This is a genomic window from Streptomyces sp. NPDC058295 (assembly GCF_042880655.1).
Taxonomy (GTDB): Bacteria; Actinomycetota; Actinomycetes; order Streptomycetales; family Streptomycetaceae; genus Streptomyces; species Streptomyces coriariae.
Genome location: NZ_JBHVYO010000021.1, coordinates 108,113 through 123,532, shown reverse-complemented (window position 1 = coordinate 123,532; position 15,420 = coordinate 108,113). Strand labels below are relative to the sequence as shown.

At 71.2% G+C, this 15,420-nt stretch carries 16 protein-coding genes and 1 pseudogene; 10 read left to right on the top strand and 7 right to left on the bottom strand.

Annotated features, from left to right (window positions below):
• The first annotated feature begins 41 nt into the window (after positions 1-41).
• Complete coding sequence (locus ACFVYS_RS23375; protein WP_389504815.1) at positions 42-770, top strand: NUDIX domain-containing protein; 729 nt, start codon at positions 42-44, stop codon at positions 768-770.
• Positions 767-1,789 carry an ADP-ribosylglycohydrolase family protein gene (locus tag ACFVYS_RS23370; RefSeq protein WP_389504813.1) on the top strand — a complete coding sequence of 341 codons (1,023 nt, stop codon included), beginning with the start codon at positions 767-769 and terminating at the stop codon, positions 1,787-1,789. The genes ACFVYS_RS23375 and ACFVYS_RS23370 overlap by 4 nt, the downstream gene beginning before the upstream one ends.
• Before the next feature lie 12 nt (positions 1,790-1,801).
• On the opposite strand, the gene ACFVYS_RS23365 is transcribed toward ACFVYS_RS23370, so the two are convergent.
• From ACFVYS_RS23365 to ACFVYS_RS23355, 3 genes are read right to left on the bottom strand one after another with little or no spacing between them, the layout of a single operon-like run.
• On the bottom strand, positions 1,802-2,221 hold the full coding sequence (locus ACFVYS_RS23365; protein WP_389504811.1) for a Rieske (2Fe-2S) protein: 420 nt from the start codon (positions 2,219-2,221) through the stop codon (positions 1,802-1,804).
• Complete coding sequence (locus tag ACFVYS_RS23360; RefSeq protein WP_389504810.1) at positions 2,218-2,802, bottom strand: DUF6529 family protein; 585 nt, start codon at positions 2,800-2,802, stop codon at positions 2,218-2,220. Before ACFVYS_RS23360 ends, ACFVYS_RS23365 begins: the two co-directional genes overlap by 4 nt.
• A gap of 22 nt (positions 2,803-2,824) precedes the next feature.
• Complete coding sequence (locus ACFVYS_RS23355; protein ID WP_389504808.1) at positions 2,825-3,484, bottom strand: hypothetical protein; 660 nt, start codon at positions 3,482-3,484, stop codon at positions 2,825-2,827.
• A 194-nt stretch (positions 3,485-3,678) separates the two neighbouring features.
• On the opposite strand from ACFVYS_RS23355, the gene aroH reads away from it, so the two are divergent.
• From aroH to der, 5 genes are all read left to right on the top strand, one after another.
• Positions 3,679-4,041 (top strand): chorismate mutase, encoded by a 363-nt coding sequence (gene aroH, locus ACFVYS_RS23350; protein WP_020128171.1) that lies wholly within the window; start codon positions 3,679-3,681, stop codon positions 4,039-4,041.
• Positions 4,038-5,123, top strand: a complete 1,086-nt coding sequence (locus ACFVYS_RS23345; protein WP_389504806.1) for a prephenate dehydrogenase — start codon at positions 4,038-4,040, stop codon at positions 5,121-5,123. Before aroH ends, ACFVYS_RS23345 begins: the two co-directional genes overlap by 4 nt.
• Positions 5,124-5,254: 131 nt before the next feature.
• A complete protein-coding gene (gene cmk / locus ACFVYS_RS23340) occupies positions 5,255-5,941 on the top strand; it encodes a (d)CMP kinase (RefSeq protein ID WP_389504804.1) in 687 nt (228 codons plus the stop codon).
• On the top strand, positions 5,938-6,591 hold the full coding sequence (locus ACFVYS_RS23335) for a 1-acyl-sn-glycerol-3-phosphate acyltransferase (RefSeq protein WP_230196334.1): 654 nt from the start codon (positions 5,938-5,940) through the stop codon (positions 6,589-6,591). Before cmk ends, ACFVYS_RS23335 begins: the two co-directional genes overlap by 4 nt.
• A gap of 86 nt (positions 6,592-6,677) precedes the next feature.
• Positions 6,678-8,159, top strand: coding sequence for a ribosome biogenesis GTPase Der (gene der, locus ACFVYS_RS23330; protein ID WP_389504801.1), 1,482 nt, complete (start codon positions 6,678-6,680; stop codon positions 8,157-8,159).
• Between the two features lie 61 nt (positions 8,160-8,220).
• On the opposite strand, the gene ACFVYS_RS23325 is transcribed toward der, so the two are convergent.
• Both ACFVYS_RS23325 and ACFVYS_RS23320 read right to left on the bottom strand, forming a co-directional pair.
• Complete coding sequence (locus tag ACFVYS_RS23325) at positions 8,221-8,622, bottom strand: hypothetical protein (RefSeq protein ID WP_327182237.1); 402 nt, start codon at positions 8,620-8,622, stop codon at positions 8,221-8,223.
• Between the two features lie 128 nt (positions 8,623-8,750).
• Positions 8,751-9,533 carry a hypothetical protein gene (locus ACFVYS_RS23320; protein WP_389504799.1) on the bottom strand — a complete coding sequence of 261 codons (783 nt, stop codon included), beginning with the start codon at positions 9,531-9,533 and terminating at the stop codon, positions 8,751-8,753.
• A 538-nt stretch (positions 9,534-10,071) separates the two neighbouring features.
• On the opposite strand from ACFVYS_RS23320, the gene ACFVYS_RS23315 reads away from it, so the two are divergent.
• Entirely contained in the window at positions 10,072-10,794 is a 723-nt protein-coding gene (locus ACFVYS_RS23315; RefSeq protein ID WP_389504797.1) for a transglycosylase family protein, read from the top strand.
• An 84-nt stretch (positions 10,795-10,878) separates the two neighbouring features.
• Positions 10,879-11,919 carry a helix-turn-helix transcriptional regulator gene (locus tag ACFVYS_RS23310; protein WP_389504795.1) on the top strand — a complete coding sequence of 347 codons (1,041 nt, stop codon included), beginning with the start codon at positions 10,879-10,881 and terminating at the stop codon, positions 11,917-11,919.
• 40 nt (positions 11,920-11,959) lie between these two features.
• Here the strand turns inward: ACFVYS_RS23310 and ctaD are convergent.
• Positions 11,960-13,492 (bottom strand): annotated as a pseudogene (ctaD, locus tag ACFVYS_RS23305) (cytochrome c oxidase subunit I); the annotation flags it as partial.
• 363 nt (positions 13,493-13,855) lie between these two features.
• Between ctaD and ACFVYS_RS23300 the strand changes: the two are divergent.
• Positions 13,856-14,071, top strand: a complete 216-nt coding sequence (locus tag ACFVYS_RS23300; RefSeq protein WP_054237935.1) for an I78 family peptidase inhibitor — start codon at positions 13,856-13,858, stop codon at positions 14,069-14,071.
• 115 nt (positions 14,072-14,186) lie between these two features.
• Here ACFVYS_RS23300 and ACFVYS_RS23295 read toward each other — a convergent pair whose 3' ends face one another.
• Entirely contained in the window at positions 14,187-15,233 is a 1,047-nt protein-coding gene (locus ACFVYS_RS23295) for a phosphatase PAP2 family protein (protein ID WP_389504793.1), read from the bottom strand.
• Positions 15,234-15,420: the final 187 nt, after the last annotated feature.

The following is a 15,420-nucleotide window of genomic DNA, read 5'->3' as shown; positions in this document are numbered from 1 at the left end:
CCGCACCCCCTTTTTATAGTCGTGGTGACTATTAAAAGGGGGTGTTCGTCGTGCCGGGTTACGACAAGTACGCCCACGGACCCTTCGCCGTCACCGTCGACCTCGCCGTCCTCACGCTCCGCGCGGGCAGCCTGCACGTCCTGCTCGTCGAACGCGGCCAGGAGCCGTACGCCGGCCGGTGGGCGCTGCCGGGGGGCTTCGTGCGGCCGGACGAGTCCGCGGAGACCGCCGCCCGGCGGGAACTCGCCGAGGAGACCGGCCTGAAGGACGTCTCCGGGCTGCACCTCGAGCAGCTGCGCACCTACAGCGAACCCGACCGCGACCCCCGGATGCGGGTCGTGTCCGTCGCCTTCGCCGCGCTGCTGCCCGACGCCCCCGAACCGACCGGCGGCGGCGACGCGGCCCAGGCGCGCTGGCTGTCGTACGACGACGCGAAGCCGCTCGCCTTCGACCACGACCGGATCCTGGCCGACGCCCACGACCGGGTCGGCGCCAAACTCGAGTACACCTGCCTCGCCACGGCCTTCTGCCCGCCCGAGTTCACCCTCGGCGAGCTCCAGCGGGTCTACGAGACGGTCTGGGGGACCGGCCTGGACCGGCCCAACTTCCGTCGCAAGGTGCTCGCCACCCCGGGCTTCGTCGAGCCCGTGCCCGGCGGCGCGCGCCTCACCGGAGGCCGCGGCAAGCCCGCCGCCCTCTACCGGGCGGGCGCCGCCACCGCGCTCCACCCGCCGCTGCTGCGACCGCCCCGGGAAGGACGATCCGCATGACCACCTCGACCACCGTCAGGAAGCGCGCCACCGGGTCCCTGCTGGGACTCGCGCTGGGGGACGCGCTCGGGTTTCCGACCGAGTTCAACGACGTTCCGTCGATCCTCGCCAAGTGCGGGCCCTGGCGGGAGATGGAACTGCCGAAGCGTGCCTTCGTCTCCGACGACACCCAGATGACCCTCGCCGTGGGCCGAGCCCTGCGGACCGCCATGGACCGGGGGCTGCTCGTGCCGACGTCGCTCGCGCGCCCGCTGCGCGCGGAGTTCGTGGACTGGTATCAGTCGCCGGACAACAACCGGGCCCCCGGGCGGACCTGCCTGACGGCGTGCGGCCTGCTCGAGGACGAGAACCGCGGCTGGCAGGACGCCGGCCAGATCGGTTCCAAGGGCTGTGGCGCCAACATGCGCGTGGCCCCCGTCGGGCTCGTCCCCGGGCTCAGCGAGGAGCAGCGTGCCGGTGCCGCCCAGCTCCAGTCCGCCCTCACCCACGGGCACCCCACCGCGCTCGCCGCCTCCGACCTCACCGCCCACGCGGTACGGCTGCTCACCCAGGGCGCCGAGCCGGCGGCCCTGGTCGGGCTCCTGCGGGCCTACGCCGTCGACAACCGCGCCCGCTACCACCACCGCTGGCTCGGCGACCTGTGGACCCGTAGCCAGGACCCCACCCCGGAGCACTTCATCGCGCGCGGCTGGGACGAGTGCCTCGGCGTGCTGGAGCGCCTCCAGGAGGCGCTGCGCGACCCCGCGCCCGAGACCGACCCCTGCCTGGCCACGGGGGCGGGGTGGATCGCCGAGGAGGCCATGGCGACCGGTCTGCTGTGCTTTCTGCTCTTCCCGGACGAGCCGGTGACCGTGCTGCGCCGGGCCGCCTGCTCCTCCGGGGACTCCGACTCCATCGCCTGTCTGGCGGGCGCCTTCGCGGGCGCGTACGCCGGGGCCGACGCCTGGCCGACGGCGTGGGCGGACCGGATCGAGTACCAGGGGGAGCTGGTGACGCTCGGGGCGCTCTGGGACCAGTGACCCGGCAGGGGCTCAGGTCAGCTTGATCGAGCCGCCCTCGACGGTGATCTGTTCCGTGGGCAGCGGCTTGGTCGCCGGGCCGCCGGCCACCGAGCCGTCGGCGATCCGGAACTCGCTCTTGTGACAGGGGCAGTGGATGATGCCGTCGGCGACGCTGCCGACGGTGCAGCCCTGATGGGTGCAGACCGCGGAGAACGCCTTGAAGTCGTCCTTCGTCGGCTGGGTGACGACGACCTTCTCCTCCGCGAAGATCTTGCCGCCGCCGACGGGGATGTCGGTGGTCTTCGCCAGCTCCTGGCCGGCGGAGGCCTTCGGGGACTGCTCGGACGAGGAGTCGTCCTCGTTGCCGTACTCGCCGCAGCCCGTGGCGAGCGCGGCTGCCGCGCCGCCCGTCGCCAGGAGAACCGTGCGCCGTGTCGCGGGGAGGGTCATGTCGTCACTCCGAAGGTGCGGAAGAACCAGAGGGCCGAGGTCAGCCAGATGATCGTGAGTACGGCGAAGACGAGTCCACCGACGACCGGCAGCAGCCATCCCGGGAGTCGCTCCGAACGGAGCAGCAGCATCTTGGCACTGAATGCGCCGAAGAAGAAGCAACCCAGGAGGGAGTGCCACATAACGCGCGATTCGTATGTCTGATAGCCAAGCGCGTACAGGCAGTGCACCGCAACCGGGACCGCGATCAGAAAGGCCGCGCGCCCCGACCAGCGGTGCAGGGTGCTCGACCAGGCGGGTCCCGGCAGCCTGCCGTACAGCATCGCGGCCGAGACGAGCTGGACCAGCGCGAAGAACATCGCGGCCGTCGCCAGCCAGGACTTGACCGCGCCCGTGCTGCTGAAGCCGGCCAGGTTGAAGGCCGTCCCGGCCGGGTCGTGGACCTTGCCGTACACGCCCAGGGCGAGCGCCACGGCGGCGGCGACCAGCGCCGGGACCAGATAGCGGGCGGGGTGCGGGCCGCGCCGCGCGGGATCGGGGCCGGGGAAGCTCTGGGTGGCGGCGTTCGGGTCGACGGTCATGGTGGCTCCCTGCTCGAAGGGGTCAGGGCGTTGCGGGGCGGGCCGTGAGCTGCTGTCCGTCGACCGTCACCGCGCCGGTCTCCGGGTCGATGCGGGGCGCGGGGGAGGGCTTGCCGTCGCGGGTGAGGATGCCGACCTGGGTGCCGTCCTTCAGCACGATCCAGCCGCCGTCGATCTTCGCGGAGCGCACGGTGGCGGTGGCTTTCCACAGCCCGGACGGCTTCTTCGCCCGGTCCGCCGAGAAGGCGTGCCGTCCGTCGCCCACGGTGACCGTGCCGTCCACCCGCCTGCCGTCCTCGAGCGTGCCGTCGAGTTTCGCGCCGTTCTCCCCGGTGAGCCGCAGGGTGCCGTCGTCCTCGACATCGCCCTTGAGCCAGGACTCCTCGGTGTGGCCGTCGCAGTAGTACGCGATCGCCTTGCCGTCGCGGACGGTGACGGCGATCGCCGCCGCGTCGTCGTCCGTGCGGCCGGCGTAGTCGGCGTCGGCGGCCGGGACGCGTGAGGGGGAGGGGACCGGGGTGGGCGCGGCCGAGGCGGCGCCGCGTGTGGGCGCCAGGCTCGGGGACTTCTCCTCGTAGGAGGACGAGGCGGTCTTCGTCCCTGTCGTCGCGTTGAGCGTCAGCAGGAACAGGCCGAGCACGAGGCCCGCGAGAAGGGTGAGCAGGGGTCCTGGACGCTTCATGTCGGGCCTTCCCCGATGCGGGTGTCCTGCCGTCAGAGTGCCATGAGAGCGCAGGCCGCACCCGCCGTAAAGGGCGTACGGAGGCGTTCCCGTCTCGGCACGCGGGCGGCACGCACCGGACCGGCGCGGGCTGACTAGGCTGGCTGCGTCAGGAGCCGTAGTCGGCAGTCGGTACGTCAGCAAGGAGCAGCGCCGTGGCGGTACGAGCGGTCCGGGGAGCCGTCCAACTCGAGCGGGACGAGGCCGGCCACATGGACGAGCAGGTCGGAGCCCTGCTCACCGCCGTCCTGGAGCGGAACTCGCTCGGCGCCGACGACCTGATCAGCATCTGGTTCACGGCCACCCCCGACCTGCACAGCGACTTCCCGGCGGCCGCGGCCCGCAAGCTCGGCATCGTCGACGTGCCGCTGATCTGCGCCCAGGAACTCGACATCGCGGGCGCCATGCCGCGGGTCGTGCGCATCCTGGCGCACGTCGAGTCCGACAAGGCGCGCGCCGACATCAACCACGTCTACCTCGGGGCCGCGGCCGCCCTGCGCCGGGACATCGCCCAGTGAGGACCGCGCTCGTCATCGGAACCGGGCTGATCGGCACGTCCGCCGCGCTGGCCCTGGCCCAGCGGGGCGTCACCGTCCACCTCGCCGACCACGACCCCGGGCAGGCCCGTACGGCGGCGGCGCTCGGCGCCGGCACCGACGCGGAGCCCGAGGGCCCGGTCGACCTCGCGATCGTCGCCGCGCCGCCCGCGCACGTGGCCGGCGTGCTCGCCGACGCGATGCGCCGCGGGGTGGCCCGCGGCTATCTCGACGTGGCCAGCGTGAAGGGCGGGCCGCGCCGTGAGCTGCAGGCGCTCGGCCTGGACCTGTCGGCGTACATCGGCAGCCACCCCATGTCCGGCCGGGAGAAGTCGGGCCCGCTGGCCGCGACCGGTGACCTCTTCGAGGGCCGCCCCTGGGTGCTGACGCCGACCCGGGACACCGACACCGAGGTGCTGAACCTCGCCCTGGAGCTGGTCTCGCACTGCCGTGCCGTCCCGGTGGTCATGGACGCGGACGCCCACGACCGCGCGGTGGCGCTGGTCTCGCACATGCCGCACCTGGTCTCCAGCATGGTCGCGGCGCGTCTGGAGCACGCCGAGGAGGCCGCCGTACGGCTGTGCGGGCAGGGCATCCGGGACGTCACCCGGATCGCCGCCTCCGACCCCGGCATGTGGATCGACATCCTGTCCGCGAACCCGGGACCGGTCGCCGACCTGCTCACCGACGTCGCCGCCGACGTGGAGGAGACGGTCCGGTCCCTGCGCGCCCTGCAGTCCTCCGACGACTCCAAGCGGCGCGAGGGCGTCGACGGCGTCCAGGACGTGCTGCGTCGCGGCAACGCGGGCCAGGTCCGCGTTCCCGGCAAGCACGGGGCCGCTCCGCGGGCGTACGAGGTGGTGGCGGTGCTCATCGACGACCAGCCCGGTCAGCTGGCCCGGATCTTCGCCGACGCCGGACAGGCGGGCGTCAACATCGAGGACGTACGCATCGAGCACGCGACCGGGCAGCAGGCGGGTCTGGTGCAGCTGATGGTCGAGCCGAAGTCCGCGGTGGTGCTCTCCTCGGCGTTGCGCGAGAGGGGCTGGGCGATCCGGCAGTAGGGCGTCCCGCGGCCCGGGCACCCGACGCGGACCAGGTACCGGCCGGACGAGTGACGCGCGGCCGGTAACCTTGTGCGGGGCGCGGTCGCGTCCCGCACACCCACCGCCTCGCACCAGGAAGGTGTCCCCCCGTGGAAAACGGCGCCGCCCAGCCCGTGATTGTCGCCATCGACGGCCCCTCGGGCACGGGCAAGTCGAGCACGTCCAAGGCCGTGGCCGCCCAGCTGGGGCTGAGCTACCTGGACACCGGCGCCCAGTACCGGGCGATCACGTGGTGGATGGTGACCAACGGGATCGACATCGAGGACCCCACGGCGATCGCCGCCGTCGCCGGCAAGCCGGAGATCCTTTCCGGCACCGACCCGGCCGCCCCGACGATCACGGTCGACGGCATCGACGTGGCCGGCCCGATCCGCACCCAGGAGGTCACCGCCAAGGTGAGCGCGGTGAGCGCGGTACCCGAGGTGCGGGCCCGGATCACCGAGCTCCAGCGCTCGCTGGCGGCCTCCACCGAGCAGGGGATCGTCGTCGAGGGCCGGGACATCGGCACGACCGTGCTGCCCGACGCCGACCTGAAGATCTTCCTCACCGCCTCTCCGGAGGCCCGGGCCGCCCGGCGCAGCGGCGAGCTGAAGGGCGCGGACGTCCACAGCACCCGGGAGGCGTTGATCAGGCGGGACGCCGCCGACTCCTCCCGCAAGACCTCCCCGCTCGCCAAGGCGGACGACGCCGTCGAGGTGGACACCACCGAGCTGACGCTGGCCCAGGTCATCGAGTGCGTCGTCACCCTCGTCGAGGAGAAGCGGGCCGCGAAGTGACCACCGGGTCCGTGCCTTCGGAGAAGGGCGCCGAGGTCGGGCGACGCATCGGCGTCGGCCTGATGTACGGGCTGTTCAGGCCGCGGGTGCTGGGCGCCTGGAAGGTGCCGGCGAGCGGCCCGCTGATCTTCGCGATCAACCACTCGCACAACGTGGACGGCCCGATGGTGATGGGCGTGGCGCCGCGGCCGACGCACTTCCTGATCAAGAAGGAAGCGTTCATCGGCCCCCTGGACCCGTTCCTGACCGCCATCGGCCAGCTCAAGGTCGACCGCGACACCACCGACCGGACGGCGATCACCCGTGCGCTGGGCGTGCTGGAGAACGGCGGGGTCCTCGGGATCTTCCCGGAGGGCACCCGCGGCGAGGGAGACTTCGCCGCCCTGCGCGCCGGGCTCGCGTACTTCGCGGTGCGCGGCGGGGCCCCGATCGTGCCCGTCGCCGTGCTGGGAAGTTCCGAACGGCGCGGACGGTTGATAAAGGCACTGCCCCCGCTGCGCTCCCGCGTCGACGTCGTCTTCGGCGAACCGTTCGACGCGGGCGACGGCAGCGGGCTGCGTACCCGCAAGGCACTGGACGCCGCGACCGAACGCATCCAGAAGCAGTTGGCCGCACACCTGGAAAACGCCAGGCGCCTGACCGGGCGCTGAGCGACACTGAATACGAGTAGTGGATCAACCCGAACAAAACGGCTGTTCCACCGATCACCACGAATGAACGACGAGGTACGGACTTCATGAACGACCACATCCAGCCCGACGGCTCGGAAGCCTTCGAGCACGATCACGGGGCGCTCGGCGACGCCGAGTACGCGGAGTTCATGGAGCTCGCCGCCGTCGAGGGCTTCGACGTCGAGGACGTCGAGGGGGCGATCGAGGCCGCAGGCCACGGGCCGCTGCCGGTCCTCGCCGTCATCGGCCGCCCGAACGTCGGCAAGTCGACCCTGGTGAACCGGATCATCGGCCGCCGCGAGGCCGTCGTCGAGGACAAGCCGGGCGTCACCCGCGACCGCGTCACCTACGAGGCCGAGTGGGCGGGCCGCCGCTTCAAGCTCGTCGACACCGGCGGCTGGGAGCAGGACGTCCTCGGCATCGACGCCTCCGTGGCCGCCCAGGCCGAGTACGCGATCGAGGCCGCCGACGCCGTCGTCTTCGTCGTCGACGCCAAGGTCGGCGCCACCGACACCGACGAGGCGGTCGTACGACTGCTGCGCAAGGCCGGCAAGCCCGTCGTGCTGGCCGCCAACAAGGTCGACGGCCTGAGCGGCGAGGCCGACGCGACCGCCCTGTGGTCCCTTGGCCTCGGCGAGCCGCACCCGATCTCCGCTCTGCACGGCCGCGGCACCGGCGACATGCTGGACGCCGTCCTGGAGGCGCTGCCCGAGGCCCCCGCGCAGACCTTCGGCACCGCGGTCGGCGGCCCGCGCCGCATCGCGCTCATCGGCCGCCCGAACGTCGGCAAGTCCTCGCTGCTGAACAAGGTGGCCAACGAGGACCGTGTCGTCGTCAACGAGGTCGCGGGCACCACCCGCGACCCGGTCGACGAGCTGATCGAACTCGGCGGCGTGACCTGGAAGTTCGTCGACACGGCGGGCATCCGCAAGCGCGTCCACCTCCAGCAGGGCGCCGACTACTACGCCTCGCTGCGCACCGCGGCCGCCGTCGAGAAGGCCGAGGTGGCGGTCATCCTGATCGACGCCTCCGAGTCCATCTCGGTCCAGGACCAGCGCATCGTCACCATGGCGGTCGACGCGGGCCGCGCCCTCGTCATCGCCTACAACAAGTGGGACACCCTCGACGAGGAGCGCCGCTACTACCTGGAGCGGGAGATCGAGACCGAGTTCGCCCAGGTCGCCTGGGCGCCCCGGGTGAACGTCTCGGCGCGCACCGGCCGGCACATGGAGAAGCTGGTCCCGGCGATCGAGGCCGCCCTGGACGGCTGGGAGACCCGCGTCCCGACGGGCCGTCTCAACGCCTTCCTGGGCGAGCTGGTCGCCGCCCACCCGCACCCGGTCCGGGGCGGCAAGCAGCCGCGCATCCTCTTCGGCACCCAGGCCGGGACCAAGCCCCCGCGCTTCGTCCTCTTCGCCTCCGGCTTCATCGAGGCGGGCTACCGGCGCTTCATCGAGCGCCGTCTGCGCGAGGAGTTCGGCTTCGAGGGCACCCCGATCCACATCTCGGTGCGGGTGCGCGAGAAGCGCGGCACCAAGAAGAAGTAACGACGGTACGACTGGAGGGCGGCACCCGTGACGGGTGCCGCCCTCCAGTCGTGATCAGTGATCAGAAGGTTCTGCGGGGGGCCGGTGGGAGCGCCGCCGGGACGTGGTGCATCGCGGTCGGCGCGGCCTGCTGGCCGAGCTGCCCGACCCGCTGCCACTGGGACTGCTGCCCGACCCGCGCGCTCTGCGCCCCCGCGCTGTAGGCGCTGTAGGAGCTGCTGAACGACCCCGGGCGGGGCGCCGGGTAGGAACCCGTGTGGTGCGGGATGTTCCCGAAGGCGGTGAACCCCAGCTCGTCCTCGCCGCTGCGGTCGCCGGGCAGCGAACGGAACGTCTTGACGTACTCGGCGTAGAGCGCGTCGTAGATCGGCGTGGCCGATGGGCCGCCAGACGCGTCCTGGGCCGGTCGCGCGGACGGGATCGACTGGAAGGACGGGCGGCGGGGAACGTCGTAGGTGTGCACGTATGTCCAAACGACGCGGCACGGGAAGAGATGCGGCTCGGCAGGCGGCCTCAGGGGAGCGCGGGGCCGCGTCCGTGGACGCCTTTTCGGTCGCCGTACGGCCGCGGTCCCCGCCCGGTGGGGCGAACTCAGGTGCCGGCGAGCGGAAGTGCCGCCCCGACCAACTGCCCATTGGCCGCGGCCTTGTCCAGCGCGTCCCGCAGCAGGTCCTCGCGGGGCTGACGCCCGATGGAGCCCACCGGCGCCGCGAACATCAGCACCTGCTGGTGCTTGTTGGCGGCGGCCCGCCAGCCCTCCGTCACCTGCAACGGCTGGTGCGCCTGCCACCAGGCGATCGGCTGCCCGCCGTTCACCGAGGGCTGGAGCACCGCGTGCAGCTGGCCCATCGCGAGCAGCACGGACCAGCCGTGCTGCACCGGCGGCACCTCGGTCAGCTCGGACAGCGGCATGAAGCCCTGCTCGATGAGGAGCGGCAGGAAGTCGTCGCCCGCGCCGGTCGTGCCGGGCCGCACGATGGGCGCGGTCGGCTCGACGACCAGGGCCGGGTGCAACTCCCCGGCGATCAGGACGAGTCCGCTGGTGACGCCGAGCACCGCCTGCTCGGGTGCGACCTTGTCGGGGTCCAGGTCGACGGTGTCGCCGTTGATGGAGCGGACCGCGCCCTGGAGCTGCTCCTCGGTGACCTGGACGACCTGCGAGGGCAGGCAGGTGGAGTGGGCGAAGGCGAGAACGGCGGTCTCGTCCCCGATGAACAGGACGGTGCTGGTGCGCTCGTTCTCGGAGTCGCCCGGGGTGCGGCAGGACGTGCAGTCGTAACTGCCAGGGGCGTTGTCTCCGGCGAGCAGCCGGTCGGCTTCTTCGTTGCCGATCTCGGCGCGTACCTCGTCGCTGACGTCGAGCATGCGCGGCACGGGTGACTCCCTCGGATGCGGTGCGTGGGCGAGGCGGGTGGCCCCCGGCTCGTGGTCCGGGTGGGTCCCCGGCTCATGAAGAAGACAACGGGCGACCTGTGGCCAGGGTCACGCTGGACGGCGAACGGAATCGAACCAACCTGCGCGCGCGGTCACGATGCGTGCGGAATCCGCCACTCCATGCCAAGTAACGGAGAGGTCACGGAAGTTGATCCGGTGAGCTGACTCACAGTCCGCGCGAGGCCCTGGTCGACAAATGCGGAAATGAGGGAACGAAGTAGGTGGCCGGAATTCGCCGCTACCTACGGTAACTGCCAACTGGCCTGGGGAAACGGCGAGTTGGTTGATAACGGGCCGTCAGCTGCCTAGATTGCTCCGCCGTGTGCAACGAGCACCGCTCGGGTACGTCCGCCGGCCGCGCAGAGCCAGACATCGCGCAGCACCACCGCCGGCGGACGGGCCGGGCGTGACGACCGCGTCCCTGCGCGGCCGACACGCCCCGGCCAGGGGGAGCCCGGGTTCGTAGAGAGGGATCTACATGTCCGAATGTGCCGATATCCACACCCGCACCTCGTCGCGCAAGACGGCGGTCCTCGCCGGGGCGATCCTGCTCGCCCCCCTCGGACTGCTCTCCGCGACCGGCAACGCCACGGCGGCCGACAGCGGGGTGTGGGACCGCATCGCCCAGTGCGAGAGCGGCGGCAACTGGTCGATCAACACCGGTAACGGCTACTACGGCGGGCTCCAGTTCTCCGCCGGTACCTGGCGCGCGTACGGCGGCACCGCCTATGCGTCGACCGCCGACAAGGCCAGCAAGGCACAGCAGATCTCCGTCGCCACCAAGGTGCAGAACGCCCAGGGGTGGGGCGCGTGGCCGACCTGCTCGGCGCGCGCCGGAGCGTCCGGCAGCGCACCGGGGGCCGGATCGTCCTCGGCCGAGTCGAGCTCCACGAAGTCGGGCTCGTCGAAGTCCGGTTCGTCGAAGTCCAACTCCTCGAAGGCCGACTCCTCGACGTCCGGTAGCTCGAAGTCCGGCACGTCGAACTCCTCGCGGTCGGGCTCCTCGAACGCGCCGGAGCGCTCGACGGCCCAGACCTCGCGCGGCACGAGCCGTGGTGACTACACCGTCCGCGAGGGCGACACCCTCAGCACCATCGCGACCCGCCACGGGCTGAGCTGGCAGCGGGTCTACGCCGCCAACAAGGCCGTCGTGGGCGGCGACCCCGACCTGATCGTGCCCGGACAGCGCCTCACGCTCTGAGCCGTTTCCCCTCCGGGACACGGTGACCCCATCCGGCGGGACGGCCGGGTGGGGTCCACCCACCTCGTGGGACACACTGGGCGCATGCTGGAGACCTCCGCCCGACTGCTGCGCCTGCTCTCCCTGCTCCAGGCCCATCGCGAGTGGTCCGGCGCCCAACTCGCCGACCGGCTGGGAGTCACCTCGCGCACGGTGCGCAGGGACGTGGACCGGCTGCGCGAACTGGGCTACCCGGTCAACGCCAGCCCCGGCACCGGAGGCGGCTACCAGTTGGGCGCCGGTGCCGAGTTACCGCCGCTGCTGCTGGACGACGACGAGGCCGTCGCCGTCGCCGTGGGGCTGCGGACGGCCGCCGGGCAGGGCATCGAGGGCATCGGTGAGACCTCCGTACGGGCCCTGGCCAAGCTGGAGCAGGTGCTGCCGCACCGGCTGCGGCGCCGGGTGGGCGCCCTGAACGCCTTCACCGTGCCGATGCTGCGCGGCCCGGGGTCCCCGGCCGTCGACCCGGCCGCCCTCACTGAGCTCGCCCATCTCTGCCGGGACGCCGAACGCCTGCGCTTCGACTACCGGGGGCACGACGGCACGGCGACCCGCCGCACGGTCGAACCGCACCGCCTGGTGTGTACCGAGCGCCGCTGGTACCTGGTCGCCTGGGACCTCGACCGCGCCGACTGGCGTACGTTCCGGGTGGACCGCCTCACGCCGAGGCCGCCGCACGGGCCGCGCTTCGCCCCGCGCGAGCCGCCCGCCGAGGACCTCGCCGCGTACGTCTCGCAAGGCGTCTCCACGCGCGCGTACGCCACCCGGGCCACCGTCCGGCTGTTCGTGCCGCGGGCCGAGGCCGCCGAACGGATCTCACCCTCGGCCGGCACGCTGGAGCCCGACGGCGACCGGGCCTGTGTGCTGCGCACCGGGGCCGCGAGCCTCGACGTGATGGTGATCCACGTGATGATGGCGGGCTTCGAGTTCGAGGTGCTGGAGCCCGTGGAGCTGATCGAGGCAATCAGGACGGCCCGTGACCGGCTTGATGGCGCTTTGGCTCGGGCTGCGGGGTCTCGGCCGCGTACTGCGGATGGTGCAGGTCGAAAGCCGGTGACTCCGAGCGGACCCTCGGCAGCGTCGTGAAGTTGTGCCGGGGCGGCGGGCAGGACGTCGCCCACTCCAGGGAACGGCCGAAGCCCCAGGGGTCGTCGACCTCGACCTTCGTGCCGTACTTGGCGGTCTTCCAGACGTTGTAGAGGAACGGCAGGGTGGAGAGGCCGAGCAGGAACGAGCCGATCGTCGAGACGGTGTTGAGCGCGGTGAACCCGTCGGCGGCGAGATAGTCGGCGTACCGGCGCGGCATGCCTTCGGCGCCCAGCCAGTGCTGCACCAGGAACGTGGTGTGGAAGCCGACGAACAGCGTCCAGAACTGGATCTTCCCGAGCCGCTCGTCGAGCAGCTTCCCGGTGAACTTCGGCCACCAGAAGAAGAAGCCGCCGAAGATCGCGAAGACCACCGTGCCGAAGACGACGTAGTGGAAGTGGGCGACCACGAAGTACGAGTCGGAGACGTGGAAGTCCATCGGCGGCGACGCCAGGATCACTCCGGTCAGGCCTCCGAACAGGAAGGTCACCAGGAAGCCCGTCGCCCAGAGCATCGGGGTCTCGAAGGAGATCGATCCCTTGATCATGGTCCCGGTCCAGTTGAAGAACTTCACGCCCGTGGGGACGGCGATCAGGAAGCTCATGAAGGAGAAGAACGGCAGCAGCACCGCGCCCGTGACGAACATGTGGTGCGCCCACACCACGATCGACAGCCCGGTGATCGCCATCGTCGCACCGACCAGGGTGAGGTAGCCGAAGATCGGCTTGCGGCTGAAGACCGGGATGATCTCCGTGATGATCCCGAAGAACGGCAGCGCGATGATGTAGACCTCGGGGTGCCCGAAGAACCAGAACAGGTGCTGCCACAGCAGCGCCCCGCCGTTGGCCGCCTCGAACACCTGCGAACCGAACCGCCGGTCCGCCTCCAGCACCAGCAGCGCGGCCGCCAGGACCGGGAACGCCATCAGGATCAGGATCGACGTGAAGAGCGTGTTCCAGGTGAAGATCGGCATCCGGAACATCGTCATGCCGGGCGCGCGCATCCCGATGATCGTCGTGATGAAGTTGACCGCGCCGAGGATCGTGCCGAAGCCGGCCAGCGCCAGACCCATGATCCACAGGTCGGGGCCGATGCCCGGCGAGTAGTGCCGGCTGTTCAGCGGCGCGTAGGCGAACCAGCCGAACGCCGCCGGGCCGTCCGGTGTCAGCAGTGAGCCCAGCACGGTCAGCCCGCCGAACAGGAACAGCCAGTACGAGAGCATGTTCAGCCGGGGGAAGGCCACGTCCGGGGCACCGATCTGGAGCGGCATCAGCTCGTTGGCGAAGCCCGCGAAGGACGGGGTCGCGAACAGCAGCAGCATGATCGTGCCGTGCATCGTGAACAGCTGGTTGAACTGGTTGCCGTCCACGATCTGCAGCCCGGGCCGGGCCAGCTCGGCCCGCATCAGCAGCGCCATGATTCCGCCGACGAGGAAGAAGGCGAAGGACGTGATCAGATAGAGGTGGCCGATCTTCTTGTGGTCGGTGGTGGTCAGCCAGTCGACGACCACCCGGCCACGGCCTCGGTGACCGATGTCCCCGGTTCGTGCCGCCGCCACGGTCTGCGTCCCCATCGCTCGCTCGCCCCTTCGTTCGCCCTGTCCCGGGCCCGCCGACGTCCCGGGTGCGTACGGAGGATGTGTGGGGGAGCCGTGTATTTCCTATGAGCAGTCAGCTCCCGCGGTCCCGCACGGAATCGTAATGCGGCGGGGTCCTGGGACGGTACCCAGCGAACTTTCCGACGGGTTATTCGGAGCGGCCGGACGACACGCGGGAATTGCGTTCGAATTCGCGCGGAAGGCGCACGAAACCGCTCGTCCGTGTGAGGGAGTTCGACCGAAACACGTGTCGTGATCCTGTGACAGAAGTGTGACCGGAGTGATCCGTATCGCCGGTCCGGGGTTCCCGGGGCGGGGCTCGCCGCCTAGCGTGGCGGTATGGCACCGAACCCCACTCCGCCAGCGGAGCCCCAGGACAATCCGGACGGATACGTCGGCCTCGAGGCCGCACGGGCCGAGCGGCTCGCGCGCGAACGGGGGTGGTCGACGGTACGTGAGCTGGCCCCCGGGACGATCATCACCATGGAGTACCGCTTCGGGCGGCTGAACTTCGAGATACGCGACGGGCTGGTGGCGCGCGCCTGGAAGGGCTGAAGCGCCCGAAGAGGCCGGGCGAACACGGCGAAGGCCCCGGTTCCCGTCTTCGGGAACCGGGGCCTTCGGGCGCGGAACCGGGTTGTGCGTACCGGGGTCCCGCTGTTCGGGGAGGTCAGCCGCCTGTCAGCGGTCGGGCCGCGGAGGTCGCGGCACCGCGTGGGAGGCGGTCGGCGTGCGGCGGCCGGCGGCTGCCGACCGGGGTGACCGGGGTGCGCTCCGAGCGGGTCGTGTGCGGGCCCGGCGCCAGATGGACCGGCGCGCGCGGTGAACGGGCCGGTTGCGCCGGCTCGCGGGCCGCGGAGGCCTCCTCCTGGGCCGGCGCGCCCGAGGCGAACGGCACGGGTACGGCGACGGGTGCGGCCGGGGCTGGAGCGGGGGCCGGAGCCGGGGCCGTACCGGCGCGGCGGTCGCGCCAGCGGTCGCGCAGGTCGAAGATGGCGACCTCGGCGCGCGCGATCAGCGGCTCGCACCAGGGCAGCGCCAGCAGGATCAGCAGACCCGCGGCCCAGCCGAGCACCACGTCACTGAGCCAGTGCGTGCCGAGGTAGACCGTGGCCAGGCCGACGCCGAGCGAGGTCACCGCGGAGAGCGCGGACAGCCAGCGGCGGGCCCTCGGGGTGGAGGCCAGATACGCCAGGATTCCCCAGGTCACGACCGCGTTGGCGGTGTGGCCGCTGGGAAATATATCGCCGCCGAGACCCATCTCGTTCGAGCCGATGGTGGTCGCGTAATGCGGTCCGAGCCGGCCCATGCCGAGCTTGGCGGCCCCGACGGTGAGGTTCAGCAGCAGCAGCGAGGCGCCGAGCGTGAGCAGCGGGCGCAGGGTGTGCTGCCGCCACGATCTCCAGCCGAGCCAGGCGGCGACCATCACGGCGGTCGGACCACGCTGGCCGAGGACCACGTAGTAGTCGACGAACCAGTGGATGCCGGACCACTGCTGGTACGGCCGGAAGAACATGACCAGCCAGTCGAGGCGGACCAGCCACGAGGTGATCACCACGAGCCACACGATCGCCAGATAGAAGGCCAGGGTCGCCAGGAACAGCGCGACCCGGTGCCTGCTCATCTTCGGCACATCGATGTGGGCCGGGCGTTCCGGCTCCCGGTCGAGCCTGGCGAACACCCGGTCCAGACGGGTGAGGTTTTGTTCGGTACGCACCTAAACGACGTTACAGCGAGTGAGCTCGAGACCCGGCCGATTCCGCTGGTTTGTGATGACGATGTGATGTGGGATTGCTCTCAGAAGGGCATTTATTCCTGTGGAATCGCTAATGGTCGAACAGTGTTCCCTTCAATTCCTTTGATCATTCCAGGGGATTGTTTTAGGGAACGTATGAAAGGGTTCA